The following is a 13,352-nucleotide window of genomic DNA, read 5'->3' as shown; positions in this document are numbered from 1 at the left end:
AGAGCAGCGCCATCACGACACCAGCTGCTCGAGCGGCGCGCGGATGCAGCGCGAGAGGTGGCCGGTGCTGACTTCGGCAAGCGGCGGCGGCGCTTTCGTGCAGGCCTCCAGCATGAACGGGCACCTTGCAGCAAAGCGGCAGCCGGCCGGTGGCTGCGCCATGTTCGGCACCATGCCTTCGATGGTTGCAAGCTGCTCGGCGTGGTGGTCGAGCCGCGGGATCGAGCCGAGCAGGCCGACGGTGTAGGGATGCTGCGGCGAGGCAAACAACTCGTCCACCGGCGCGCGCTCGACGATCTCGCCGGCATACATCACGGCGACCTCGTCGCAGACTTCGGCGACGACGCCGAGATCATGGGTGATCAGGATGATGGCGGCGCCGCTCGCCGCCTTCAATTCGCGCATCAGCTCCAGGATCTGCGCCTGCAGGGTGACGTCGAGCGCCGTGGTCGGCTCGTCAGCGATCAAAAGACGGGGGTCGCAGGCGAGTGCCATCGCGATCATCACGCGCTGGCGCATGCCGCCGGAGAGCTTGTGCGGGTATTCGTCGATGCGCCGCTCGGGCGAGGGAATGTGGACGCGACGGAGCAGGTCGATCGCCCGCTCGCGGGCACCCTTCCTTGAGCCGCCGCGGTGGCGCAGGATCGTCTCGATGATCTGGTCGCCAATGGTGAAGCTCGGGTTGAGCGAGGTCATCGGTTCCTGGAAGATCATCGCGAGCCGGTTGCCGCGCAGGTCGCGCAGGCTCTTGTCGGAGCTTTGCAGGAGATCGATGCCATCGAAGCGGATCTTGCCGGTGACCTCGCTGGTCTGCTTCGGCAACAGTCCCATGATCGCAAGCGACGTCACGCTCTTGCCGCAACCGGATTCCCCGACGAGGCCGAGCGTCGCGCCGTTGACGACGCTGAGATCGACGCTGTCCACCGCGTGGGTGATGCGGCCATCGTCGCCATGGAAGCGGACGCGCAGGTTCTCGATCTCGATGAGGGGCGCCGCGCTCATTGCTCTGTCGTGCGGGCCGCCGCGATGCGGGCATCGATCACGGCGCGGTCGGTGATCCCGGCTGGGTTCCGGCGCGTCGGCAGCGATTCACGGAAATGCACCCAGAGCTCGTTGCTGACCTGCTCGAGCCGTGCCAGTTCGGCAAGCGGATCGGGATGATCATCGACGCGCAGGTCGAGCGCGGACCATTCCTCCTCGCCATGGATGAGCAGTGCAGCAGACTGCTTGCCGCGCTTGTCGCCGCCGGCGGCTTCGCCGGCGCGCATCGCCGCCAGCAGGCGGCGCGGGAAAGGCAAGCTGTCATTGGCGATGTAGGTTTTCGCGGTCTCGCTGAGGACGTCAGGACCGGCGAGCATGTTGCCGGCAATGGAGAGGCCGCTTCCCGCCGTGTGTCCGTACCAGTCGACGCAGTCGCGGCCGGTGTGCGCCGCAACCTCACCGCTGGCGTCCATGATGTGGACCTGGCGGCTTTCACGGCCATCGTCGGTCGCGAGCAGCGCCGCGAGCACGTCATGTGCATTCAGGCCTTCGCGCAACAGCTTGACGCCGTCGATGCCATAATAGGGATTGACGAAAGCCTGCGTCGCGATGGCGCCAAGGCCAGCGGCGATAAAGGGGACGCGCGCGCCGACGGCGAAAAAGCGCGTCGCGACCGCGATGCCGAATTGGCCGGTGGCAGGATTTCGCGCGATGATCGACCAGGTCATGTCGTGCTCGTCTCGGTCAGCGCCCCGCAGCGTATCCCTGCATGCCGCGCGGATTGGCGGCGGCACGTCGGCGCACCCCGACGCGCGATGCGGCGGTGAGGCGGCCCTCGGACCAGTCGGGACCGACCTCCACGATGTGCCCGCGCTCGCGCAAATTCTCGATCGTCGCCTTGGGCACGCGGTTCTCGACCACGAGCACGCCGGGACGCGCAGTGCGCGGCCAGAACGAGATCGGGAAATGCTCCGAATGCCAGGCCGGCGCGTCGATCGCCTCCTGGAGATTGAGGTTGCAGTGGACATGCCGCAGGAAGAACTGCGTGATCCACTGATCCTGCTGGTCACCGCCCGGGGATCCCCAGGCGAGATACGGCTCGCCGTCACGCAGCGCCATGGTCGGCGACAGCGTGGTGCGCGGACGCTTGCCCGGCGCGAGCGAGGCGGGGTGACCTTCCTCCAGCCAGAACATCTGGGCGCGGCTGCCGAGACAAAAGCCGAGCTCCGGAATGACCGGCGAGGATTGCAGCCAGCCGCCCGACGGCGTCGAGGACACCATGTTGCCGGCCTTATCGATGATGTCGAAATGCACGGTGTCACCGCGCACCTCGCCGAACCTGCCGACGGTGGGCTCGCCGGCGCCGAGCGCGCCGACAGCCTCGCGTTGGCCTTCGGCGCGGCGCAGCTTGACGACCCCGCCAAAGCCTTCGACCGAGCCGGGCCGGAAGTCGAGCGAGGCCTTGTCGGTGACCAGCTTGCGGCGTTCGTCGTTGTAGGCATCCGACAGGAGCGTCGCGACCGGGATCTCGTTGAATTTGGGATCGCCGTAGAACTTTTCGCGGTCAGCGAAAGCGAGCTTGGCGCATTCGATCTGGAGATGGATGAATTCGGGGCCCGTCGGATCGAGCCCGTCGAGGGCAAAACCCTTGAGCAGCGCGAGCTGTTGCAAGGTGACCGGACCCTGGCTCCAGATGCCGGCCTTGCAGACGGTGTAGCGGCCGTAGTCATAGGTCAGCGGCGTTTCGATGGTCGGCTGCCAGCGCGCCATGTCGTCGGCCGAGAGCACGCCACGATGCGGCGAGCCGCTGACGTCCATCACCTCCTGGGTCCGGCAGAACTTGTCGATGGCCTCGGCGACGAAGCCTTTCGACCAGGCGTTCCGCGCGCGCTCGATCTCGGCGTCGCGGCCACCGCCGCCGCTTTCGGCTTCGCTGAGAATGCGGGCGTAGGTCGCAGCGAGAGTCTTGTTGGTGAAGAGCGTGCCGGGTTTTGGAACTTCGCCATTTGGTAGGTAAACCGCTGCCGACGTCGGCCAGTGCTTGCGGAACAGCTGCTCGACGGTCTTGATGGTCGCGCAGGCACGCTCGACCAGCGGATAGCCGTCGCGTGCGTAGGAGATCGCGCCTTCCAGCACGTCGCGCACGCGCATCGTGCCGTAGTCGCGGAGCAGCATCATCCAGGATTCGAAGGTGCCGGGGACGCAGGCCGCGAGCAGGCCGGTGCCGGGCACCATGTCGAGACCTTCGCTCTTGTAGTGGGCGATGGTTGCGCGCGCCGGCGCCGGGCCCTGGCCGCAGATCACCTCGGTGCGGCCGCGCTTCACGTCGTGCACGATGATGGGCACGTCCCCACCGGGGCCGTTGAGATGCGGCTCGACCACTTGCAGGGTAAAGGCCACCGCGACGCCGGCGTCAAACGCGTTGCCGCCTTTTTCGAGGATGGCCATGCCGACGGCGGTTGCGATCCAGTGTGTGGTGGCGACGACCCCGAACGTTCCTTCGATCTCGGGCCGCGTCGTGAAGGGATCGGGATTGATGTTGCTGGCCATAAGAGATCACTTTTCTTGTTTGCGGCGACCGCAATTGATCACAGGCAAGACCCGCTGCCAATTGCGCGGTCAGCATGGCACGCGCGCGTCACGCCGGCACCGGCGCGGTGTTGACGGCGTGGCAGGCGACGCCGTCGATCAGTTGTGGCGTCTCCTTTCGACAGAGATCGAAGGCGAGGGGGCAGCGCGGATTGAAGGCGCAGCCCGGTGGTGGATTGATCGGGTTCGGGATCTCGCCCTTGACCGGAATACGCTGGCGGCCGGACATCGCCAGATCCGGCACCGCGCCGAGCAGCATCTTGGTGTAAGGCATGCGCGGGCGCGCGAACAGCTCACGTCCTTCGGCGATTTCGACGATGCGGCCGAGATACATCACGCCGACGCGGCTCGCCATGTGGCGGACGACCGCAAGGTTGTGGCTGATGAACATGTAAGTGAGGCCGAACTTGTCCTGGAGATCGCGCATCAGGTTGAGGATCTGCGCCTGCACGGACACGTCCAGCGCCGAGGTCGGCTCGTCGCAGACGATGAACTCGGCGTCGGACGCCAGCACGCGCGCGATCGCGATGCGCTGGCGCTGGCCGCCGGAGAACTCATGCGGGTATTTCAGCCGGTCGTCGGGATGCAGTCCGACCAGGCTCAACAATTCGCCGACGCGAGCCTGGATGTCGCGCTCGCCCTGGATCAGGTCGAAGGCGCGGATCGGCTCGGCGATGATGGCGTCAACCCGGAAACGCGGATTGAGACTCGCATAGGGATCCTGGAAGATCATCTGGATGCGGCGGCGTAGGCGGCGACGCGCCGGCGCCTGCTTTGGATCAGTCATCGAAACGCCGTCGATCAGGACCTGGCCCGAGCTCGGCGGCAGCAGCCCGACGATCATCCGTGCAACCGTCGTCTTGCCCGAGCCGGATTCTCCGACCAGCGCAAAGGTCTCGCCCTTGTTGATGTCGAAGGTGACGCCGTCGACGGCCTTGAGATATTCGAGATGGCCGCCCTCGAGCACCCGGTTCAGCCATGGCTTCGAGACGTCGAAGACGCGGCGCAAGTTCCTGGCCTGGACGAAGGGGGCGCTCATGCTGCGCTCTCCGCAGGGACGGTGTCATAGAGGTGGCAGGCCACCAATTGTGCGCCCTGGGCAAGCGGCTCGGGCCGCTCGACCCGGCAGCGGTCGAACGCAAAGGCGCAGCGCGGATTGAACGAACAGCCGCGCGGGATCGCCGACAGGCGCGGCATGGAGCCCGGGATCTGCACCAGGCGCTTGTCCTCGCCGGCGAGCGTCGGGATCGCGCCCATCAGGCCTTTGGCGTAGGGGTGCAGCGGATTCTTCACGACGTCCTGCACCGGGCCGATCTCGGCGACGCGGCCGGCATACATCACCGCGACGCGGTCGGAGGTCTCCGCGATCACGCCCATGTCGTGGGTCACCAGCATCACGGCGGTGCCGTGGTCGCGTCCGAGCCGCTTGATCAGCGAGATGATCTGCGCCTGCACGGAGACGTCGAGCGCGGTGGTCGGCTCGTCCGCGATGATCAGCTCGGGCTCGGCGCAGATCGCGAGTGCAATCACCACGCGCTGACGCATGCCACCGGAGAATTCGTGGGGATAGCCGTCGATGCGCTTTTCCGGCGCGGGGATGCCGACCTCGGCGAGGAGATCGATGGCGCGGCGTCGCGCGGCCTGCTCGGACAGGTTCAGATGCGTGCGGATCGTCTCCACGATCTGGTCGCCGATCTTGTAGAGCGGGTTCAGCGAGGTCAGCGGATCCTGGAAGATCATCCCGATCCGCTTGCCCCTGACACGGCGCATTTCCTCCGGTGGCAGGTTGTCGATGCGCGTGCCGGCGAGAAAAATCTCGCCGCCGGCGATTCGGCCGGGCGGATCGATCAGGCCAATCACGGAGAGCCCGGTGACCGACTTGCCGGCGCCGGATTCGCCGACCACGCCCAACACCTCGCCCTTGGCGATGTCGAAGGAGACGCCGTCGATCGCGCGCAGCGTGCCGCGACGGGAGGCAAACTCCACCTGAAGGTTACGCACGGAGAGAACTGTGTCGGTCATGGACGAGGTGGACTCACCTGAGCTTGGGATTGAGCGCGTCGCGCAGCCAGTCGCCCAGCAGGTTGATGGAGAGGATCAGCACCGCGAGCGCCAGTCCCGGGAAGGCGACGATCCACCATTCGCCGGCGAACAGGTAGTTGTTTCCGATGCGGATCAGCGTGCCGAGCGAGGGCATGGTCTCGGGCATGCCGGAGCCGAGAAACGACAGTGTCGCCTCGGTGATGATCGCGAGCGCGAGGTTGATGGTGGCAATCACCAGGATCGGCCCCATCGTGTTCGGCAACACGTGGCGCAGCATGATCACGGGCGCGGGCAGGCCGATCAGCTGCGCGGCGGCGACATAGTCCTTGTTCTTCTCGACCATCACCGAGCCGCGTACCGTGCGGGCATATTGCACCCAGAAGCTCAGGCCGATTGCGAGCACCAGGACGCCGAGCATGCTCATCTCGTCGAGCTTGTTGCCGAGCACCGACTTGGCGATGCCGTTGATGAGGAGCGCGATCAGGATCGCGGGGAAGGAGAGCTGCACGTCGGCAACGCGCATGATCAGGCCATCGACAGCGCCGCCGAAATAGCCGGCCGTCAGGCCAAGGAGGATTCCGAGCGCGCCGGAGAACACGACGCCGAGGACGCCGACGAGAAGAGAGATCCGCAAGCCGTAGAGGATCGCGGACAGGACGTCGCGGCCCTGCTCGTCGGTGCCGAGCAGGAACGGGCTCTGACCGTCCGCGGTCCAGAGCGGCGAGATGCGCGAGTTCAGGAGCTGGAGCTGCGCCGGATCAAACGGGTTTTGCACGGCGAGCACGGAGGCGAAGATCGCCAGCAGAAAGAACAGCACCGTGATCGCAGCCGCGATCATGGTGATCTTGGAACGGCGGAAGGAGTAGAACAGGTCGCTCTCGACAGCGCGCTTGAACCAGCCGGAACGGGCTGCGCCGCGCGCGAGGGGCTCTTCCGCTTTGTGCTGGACGACGGCCTCGCTCATCTCAGTGTGCCCGGCTGACCGTCGAGCGCAAACGCGGATCGACGATGGTATAGAGGATGTCGACGACGAGATTGATGGTGACGAAGATCAGGGACACCATCATCAAATACGCCGCCATGATCGGGATGTCGACATTCTGCACGGCCTGCACAAACAACAGCCCCATTCCCGGCCACTGGAATACGGTCTCGGTGATGATCGCAAATGCAATTACCGAGCCAAATTGCAGGCCCGCCACGGTGATCACCGGAACCAGCGTATTGCGCAACGCGTGGCCGAAATGGATCGCGCGCGTCGTGAGGCCGCGGGCGCGAGCAAAGCGGATATAGTCGGTGCGCATCACCTCCAGCATCTCGGCGCGAACCAGGCGCATGATCAGCGTCATCTGGAAAAGGCCGAGCGTGATCGACGGCATGATCAGCGCCTTCAATCCGGAGAGCGTGAGCAGCCCCGTCGTCCACCAGCCGATATGCACGACGTCGCCGCGGCCGAACGAGGGCAGCCAGCCGAGCGTCACCGAGAACAGATAGATCAACAGGATGCCAATCAGGAAGGTCGGCAGCGAGATGCCGATCAGCGAGATTGCCTGGAATGCGTGGGCCAGCAAGCTGTCGCGGCGGAGCGCCGAATAGACACCCATCAGAATGCCGCCGACCATCGCGAAGATGGTGGCGCAGATCGCGAGCTCCAGCGTCGCCGGCATCCGCTCCATCAACAGGTTCGTGACCGGAAGGCGGAACTGGTAGGAAATGCCGAATTTGAATTGTGCCGCATTGGCGACATAGCGGCCGAACTGCACGATGACGGGATCGTCGAGGCCGAGCGATTGGCGGATCGCGGCGCGTTCGGCGCCGGAGGTGTCGATTCCGACCATCTGGTTCACGGGATCGCCGGCGAAGCGGAACATCGAAAACGAAATGATCCCGACGGCGATCATGACGCCGATCGCCTGGATTGCCCGGCGAAGCGTGAAAGCGAGCATCGGTTCCTTTCAGGTCTCTTCAGAGGCCCGCATCATTGCGCAACTCTAAACGGCAAGTCCCGGAAGCCGAGGCTTCCGGGACTTCACAACACGTCAATACTTACTCTTCCTGCTTGGTGGCCCAGTAGAGCAGGACCTGGTTGTCCGCGCGCTGAACCAGTTTCACCTTCTTCGATACGCCCCAGGCCAGCGCCTGCTGATGCAGCGGGATATAGGCGTAATCCTTGTTGGCGATCTCGAAGGCCTGCTTGATCAGCAGATTGCGCTTGGTCACATCGGGCTCGACCAGGATCTTGTCCGTGAGCTCGTCGACCTGCTTGTTGCAGTAGCCGCCGAGGTTGGCTTCGCCGCGGTTGGGATCCTTCGGATCGTCGCGACAGCCCATGATGTCGTGCAGCACGTTCTGGGAGTCCATCGTGGCCGGCGTCCAGCCCAGCAGGAAGAACGAGGTCTTGAAGCCGCCCGGCTTCAGGACCTTGGCGAAATATTGCGCCTTGGGCTGCGCCAGCAGGCTCACCTTGACGCCGATGCGGGCCAGCATGCCGACCACGGCCTGACAGATCGCGGCGTCATTGACGTAGCGGTCGTTCGGGCAGTCCATCGTGACCTCGAAGCCATCGGGATAGCCGGCCTCCGTCAAGAGCTTCTTGGCGCCATCGAGATCGAATTTCGGCCGCGTGAACTCCTTGGACAGCGGATAGAGCTCCGGTGCGACCATGAGGGCTGAGGGCGTCGAGAGCCCGCGCATGACACGGTTCTTGATCAGCTCGACGTCGATTGCCTTGTAGAAGGCCTCGCGGACGCGGACGTCCTTGAAGGGGTTCTTGCCCTTGATATTCGAGAACAGGAGCTCGTCGCGCGACTCGTCCATGCCGATGAAGATCGTACGCAGTTCCGGCCCGGACAGCACCGTCGCATTGGGGCTCGCATTGACGCGCTGGATGTCCTGGATCGGAACCGGCTCGATGACGTCGACCTCGCCCGACAACAGCGCCGCGACGCGCGTCGCGTCCGAGGCGATTGGCGTAAAGATGATCTCCTTGAGATTGTGTTCGGGCTTCTTCCAGTAGTTCGGATTGGCCTTGAACACGGTCTTCACACCGGGCTGATGGCTCTCGATCGTGAAGGGGCCGGTGCCATTCTCATGAAGCGAGGCGTAGCTCGGAGTCGTGGCGGCGACCGGCGTCGGTGCCACCGCATTGTTCGCCTCAGCCCATTTCTTGTCCATGATGTACCAGACGTCCCACTGCCCATGGAGGATGGGGTTGGGCGAGCTGAGGACGAAATCGACGGTGTAGTCGTCGACCTTGACGACTTTGGCGTCGGCGGGGAGACGGTTCTGCAGGTTCGAACCCGGGGCGCGCACGCGCTCGGCGGAGAACACGACGTCGTCGGCGGTGAAGGGGTCGCCATTGTGGAATTTCACGCCCTTGCGCAGGTGAAAGCGCCAGCGGGTCGGCTCCGGTATTTCCCAGCTTTCCGCCAGGGCCGGGATGATCTTGAGGTCCTTGTCCCGCTCGACGAGGCCTTCATAGACATGGCCGAGATGGGCATGGGTGGTGCTTTCATTGAGCGTGTAGGGATCGAGCGATTTGAGCTCGCCTTGGTTGGCGTAGCGCAGCGTCTGACTCACGGCCGGTGAGACCGTAAACGCAAGCGCCGAGGCGAGCGTCATCGCTAAAAGACCCTGACGTACCGACATTCTTGACCCTCTCCACTCCGCCGTGCCGTGATTTTTGATTGTTCGGCCGGCTTATGAATCCATGTTGCCCAGAGTTTTTGCACCGTGCAAGCGCCATTCCAGCAAGGAACGCGCCAACTTGCGCCGCTGTGCAGCAATGCTGACCGATAGTCCGACAGATCGCCCACCCGCGACATTCGACTTTTGATTGACCATATTGACCGATTGCGGGAGCGGCCATGTGGCGCCCGCATCAGGTCGCTTGCGTCGTACCACAACTCGCGGTGATACTGCGGCAAGGCCGCCCGAATCCGATCAGGAGGGGACATGAAGGTTAACATCGAAATCGACTGCACTCCTCTCGAGGCCCGCCAGTTCTTCGGGTTACCCGACGTGGGGCCGATGCAGACGGCAGTCATGGACAAGTTGCAGCAGCAGGTGCTGAGCAACATCGAAAAGGTCTCGCCGGAATCGCTGATCCAGAGCTGGTTCTCCTTCGATCCGAAGCTGGCCGAGCAGTTTCAGAACATGTTCGTGACGATGGCCGGGCTCGGCGCGCCGCGCAGCAGCGACAAGAAGAAATAATGCCGGTTGAGCCGGACGGAGCAGAGCTGTCGTCCCGGCTCCGTCCGCCGGGCCTCGGGCTCCTGCTCGCCGAAGCGCGCGGCCTGTTCGAATTCAACGCCAGCCTGTTGCTGTCGCCGCTTCTGATGCAGGCGCCGAAGGGCGACGGCCATCCGGTGCTGGCGCTGCCCGGCTTTCTCGCCAGCGACCTGTCGATGGCGCCGATGCGCCGCTATCTGCACGAACTCGGCTATGACGCCCAGGCCTGGCGGATGGGCCGCAATCTCGGCGGGCTGGCGCGCGTTCGGGACGCGCTGCGTGCCCGTCTGGCGGAAATTCATGCCGCGACCGGGCGCAAGGTCAGCCTCGTCGGATGGAGCCTCGGCGGCGTCTATGCCCGCGACCTCGCGCTCCAGGCGCCCGATATGGTCCGCTATGTCATTACGCTCGGCAGCCCCTTCGCCAATGACGTGCGGGCGACCAATGCGACGCGGCTCTATGAAGCGCTGTCGGGCGAACGGGTCGAGGACTTTTCCGAACTGCGCGAGGCCATCGCCGGCGACCTGCCGGTGCCGAGCAGCTCGATCTTTTCGCGCAGCGACGGCATCGTGCACTGGCGCACCTGCCAGTGCCGGCCCTGCGAGCGTGCCGAGAACATCGAGGTCTATTTCGCGAGCCATATCGGGCTCGGGGTCAACCCCGCAGCGCTCTGGGCCGTGGCCGATCGGCTGGCACAACCGGAAGGGGAGTTCTGGCCATTCGACCGGGCGGGCCCGTTTGCCATTGCATATGCCCCGCCGGACCCTACAGTATCGGCCTGACAAGAAGCGCCGGTAAGGCGCCAGTCCAATGTGTGGGAGGAAACTATGGGTGACGGTAAGAAGCTGTCGTCGCTGGACGCGTCGTTTCTCTATCTTGAAACGCCGGAGATGCCGATGCATGTCGGTAGCATGGCGATCTTTCGCCTGCCTGACGACTACAAGGGCGACTTCTTCGAAGACTTCAAGGCGATGATCGCCTCGCGGCTGCACATCGCGCCGATCCTGAAAGCGCGCCTCGAAAAGGCGCCGCTCGATATCGATCATCCCTCCTGGGTCGAGGACGACCAGTTCGACATCGATCGTCACATCTTCCGCGCCAGCCTGCCAGCGCCGCGCGACCGCGCCACCCTCGAGCGCATCGTCGGCTGGATGCATGCCAAGCTGCTGAACCGCGCCCGTCCGCTCTGGGAGTTCTACGTGTTCGAGGGCATGAAGGACAACGAGGTCGGTCTCTATTCCAAGATGCACCATGCCGCGATCGACGGCGGTGCCGGCGCAGCCTTGACCAACATGATCTACGACGTCTCGCCGATCCCGCGACAGGTCGAGCCGCCGGTGGGCGGGGCGAAGCCAGGCCAGGAACCGCGCGACATCGCCGCCAATCTGCTCGATTCCTACCAGCAGCTCTTCACCCAGCCGCTCGAGGCCTCGCAAGCCGCCAAGAACCTGCAACTGCCGCGCACGGGCAAGAGCGACATCGGCTCGATCCTGTTCGACAATGCGATGTACCAGATCGAAAGCGCGGTACGCTTTGCCGGCAACATTCCGACCGTGCTGAAGAGCGTCTCCGACGTGCTCGGCAAGATCTCCGATCCGAACTCGCGCGAGAGCCTTGCCAGCATGGTCTCGCCGCCGACCATGCTCAACAAGTCGATCTCCTCCGAGCGCAGCTTTGCTGGCGTCTCGATTCCGTTATCGCGCGCCAAGGCGCTCGCCAAGCAGGCCGGCGGCAAGCTCAATGACGTGGTGCTCGCGCTCGCCTCCGGCGTGGTGCGGCGCTATCTCCAGCAATACGGCACGCTGCCCGCGAAATCGCTCACTGCGGCGGTGCCGATCTCGCTCCGCGAGGAGGGCAACACCGAGGCCAACAACCAGGTGTTCGGCATGATCTGCTCGATCGCCACCAATGTCGACGATCCCAAGGGACGGCTGGAGGCGATCATCGCGCAGTCGACCAAGGCCAAGGAGATGTCGCATCCGCTGCGCGCGCTGATGCCGCAGGTCTCCAATATCTCGATGCTTGGCGCGCCGATGATGGTGCAGATCCTGGCGCTGCTCTACAGCCGCTCGAATCTGTCGGACGTGCTGCCGCCGGCGGCCAACATCACCGTCTCCAACGTGCCGGGGCCGCGGCAGACGCTCTATGCCGCGGGTGCCGAGCTGCTGCACATCTATCCGGTGTCGATCTCCACCCACGGGCAGGCGCTCAACATCACCGTGCAGAGCTACCGCGACCAGCTCGATTTCGGCTTCATCGTCGGAGCCAACATCATCCCGCACGTGCAGGTGATGTGCGACATGCTGCCGGAGGAGTTCGCCGCGCTGGAAGCGGCCCACGCGCCGCCCGCGGCCGACGTCAAGGGCGCCGCCGAGTAGGAAAGTTTGCCAGGAATCCTGTGATGATTGAAATGCCGCCGCTCAAGTTCGTGCAGACGAACGGAATTCGCATGGGCTATTACGAGGCGGGCCCGAAGAGCGACAAGCCGCCGATGGTGCTGTGCCATGGTTGGCCGGAGCTCGCCTTCTCCTGGCGTCACCAGATCAAGGCGCTGAGCGAGGCCGGCATCCGCGTGATCGCGCCGGACCAGCGCGGCTATGGCGCGACCGATCGGCCGGAGCCGGTCGAGGACTACGACATGGAACATCTGACCGGCGATCTCGTCGGTCTGCTCGACCATCTCGAAATCGGCAAGGCGATCTTCGTCGGACACGACTGGGGCGGCTTCATCGTCTGGCAGATGCCGCTGCGCCACCCTTCGCGCGTCGCCGGCGTCGTCGGCGTGAACACGCCGCATTGGGACCGTGCGCCGGCCGATCCGATCGAGCTGTTCCGCAAGCGGTTCGGCGACCAGATGTACATCGTGCAGTTCCAGGACCCGGCGCGCGAGCCGGACAGGATTTTTGGCAGCCGCGTCGAGCAGACCTTCGATGCCTTCATGCGCAAGCCGCTGCCACGGCCGGACGCGAAGCCGACCGAGCCGCCGGTTGCCGGCGTCGGGGCGTCGCCAAAGACCAACCTGGCGTTTCCGCAGATGATTGCGGCCTACGATGCAAAATTCGATCCGCGCACGCCGATCCTGTCGGCCGAAGAGAAGAAGGTGTTCGTCGACACCTTTGCGAAAACCGGCTTCACCGGCGGCATCAACTGGTACCGCAACTTCACCCGCAACTGGCAGAACTCCAAGGACCTGGATCATCACGTGCGCGTGCCGTCTCTGATGATCATGGCCGAGAACGACGCGGTGCTGCCGCCCTCGGCTGCCGATGGCATGGAGAGGCTGGTGCCGGATCTCGAAAAGTATCTCGTCAGGGACAGCGGCCATTGGACGCAGCAGGAAAAGCCGGAAGAGGTCAGCGCCAAGCTGATCGAATGGCGTAGAAGGCGGTTCGGGTGACGACGCGGTCATCGGTGTGAGTTGTGCTGTCGTTCCGGGGCGGTCCGCAGGACCGAACCCGGAACCTCGAGATTCCGGGTTCGATGCTGCGCATCGCCCCGGAATGACGCAA

General features: G+C 64.7%; 12 protein-coding genes. 4 read left to right on the top strand and 8 right to left on the bottom strand.

Annotation, left to right across the window (positions count from 1 at the left end; translation table 11 throughout):
• Window positions 1–12: 12 nt before the first annotated feature.
• The 8 genes from Q3C01_RS05820 to Q3C01_RS05785 form a co-directional block, all read right to left on the bottom strand.
• Window positions 13–1,002, bottom strand: a complete 990-nt coding sequence (locus Q3C01_RS05820) for an ABC transporter ATP-binding protein (RefSeq protein ID WP_458144379.1) — start codon at window positions 1,000–1,002, stop codon at window positions 13–15.
• Window positions 999–1,709, bottom strand: coding sequence for a DUF1028 domain-containing protein (locus tag Q3C01_RS05815; protein ID WP_458144378.1), 711 nt, complete (start codon window positions 1,707–1,709; stop codon window positions 999–1,001). The genes Q3C01_RS05820 and Q3C01_RS05815 overlap by 4 nt, the downstream gene beginning before the upstream one ends.
• A gap of 16 nt (window positions 1,710–1,725) precedes the next feature.
• Window positions 1,726–3,531 carry a gamma-glutamyltransferase family protein gene (locus Q3C01_RS05810; RefSeq protein ID WP_458144377.1) on the bottom strand — a complete coding sequence of 602 codons (1,806 nt, stop codon included), beginning with the start codon at window positions 3,529–3,531 and terminating at the stop codon, window positions 1,726–1,728.
• Window positions 3,532–3,619: 88 nt separating this feature from the next.
• Window positions 3,620–4,609 carry an ABC transporter ATP-binding protein gene (locus tag Q3C01_RS05805; protein WP_458144376.1) on the bottom strand — a complete coding sequence of 330 codons (990 nt, stop codon included), beginning with the start codon at window positions 4,607–4,609 and terminating at the stop codon, window positions 3,620–3,622.
• On the bottom strand, window positions 4,606–5,592 hold the full coding sequence (locus Q3C01_RS05800) for an ABC transporter ATP-binding protein (RefSeq protein ID WP_458144375.1): 987 nt from the start codon (window positions 5,590–5,592) through the stop codon (window positions 4,606–4,608). Before Q3C01_RS05800 ends, Q3C01_RS05805 begins: the two co-directional genes overlap by 4 nt.
• Window positions 5,593–5,605: 13 nt before the next feature.
• Window positions 5,606–6,577, bottom strand: coding sequence for an ABC transporter permease (locus Q3C01_RS05795; protein WP_458144374.1), 972 nt, complete (start codon window positions 6,575–6,577; stop codon window positions 5,606–5,608).
• A 1-nt stretch (window position 6,578) separates the two neighbouring features.
• On the bottom strand, window positions 6,579–7,559 hold the full coding sequence (locus Q3C01_RS05790) for an ABC transporter permease (RefSeq protein ID WP_458144373.1): 981 nt from the start codon (window positions 7,557–7,559) through the stop codon (window positions 6,579–6,581).
• Window positions 7,560–7,659: 100 nt separating this feature from the next.
• On the bottom strand, window positions 7,660–9,261 hold the full coding sequence (locus Q3C01_RS05785; RefSeq protein ID WP_458144372.1) for an ABC transporter substrate-binding protein: 1,602 nt from the start codon (window positions 9,259–9,261) through the stop codon (window positions 7,660–7,662).
• Between the two features lie 306 nt (window positions 9,262–9,567).
• Between Q3C01_RS05785 and Q3C01_RS05780 the strand changes: the two genes are divergently transcribed.
• The 4 genes from Q3C01_RS05780 to Q3C01_RS05765 are packed head-to-tail and all read left to right on the top strand — an operon-like array spanning window position 9,568 to window position 13,240.
• Complete coding sequence (locus Q3C01_RS05780) at window positions 9,568–9,825, top strand: DUF6489 family protein (protein WP_458144371.1); 258 nt, start codon at window positions 9,568–9,570, stop codon at window positions 9,823–9,825.
• Complete coding sequence (locus tag Q3C01_RS05775) at window positions 9,825–10,625, top strand: esterase/lipase family protein (protein WP_458144370.1); 801 nt, start codon at window positions 9,825–9,827, stop codon at window positions 10,623–10,625. The genes Q3C01_RS05780 and Q3C01_RS05775 overlap by 1 nt, the downstream gene beginning before the upstream one ends.
• 45 nt (window positions 10,626–10,670) lie before the next feature.
• Window positions 10,671–12,221: a WS/DGAT/MGAT family O-acyltransferase gene (locus tag Q3C01_RS05770; protein WP_458144369.1), complete on the top strand. Its 1,551-nt coding sequence runs from the start codon at window positions 10,671–10,673 to the stop codon at window positions 12,219–12,221.
• Window positions 12,222–12,244: 23 nt separating this feature from the next.
• Window positions 12,245–13,240 carry an alpha/beta fold hydrolase gene (locus tag Q3C01_RS05765; RefSeq protein ID WP_458144368.1) on the top strand — a complete coding sequence of 332 codons (996 nt, stop codon included), beginning with the start codon at window positions 12,245–12,247 and terminating at the stop codon, window positions 13,238–13,240.
• Window positions 13,241–13,352 lie beyond the last annotated feature (112 nt).

The sequence above is a fragment of the Bradyrhizobium sp. UFLA05-109 genome (assembly GCF_054185165.1).
The sequence above is the reverse complement of the archived record's forward strand: the minus strand, read 5'-3'. Positions and strand labels throughout refer to the sequence as shown.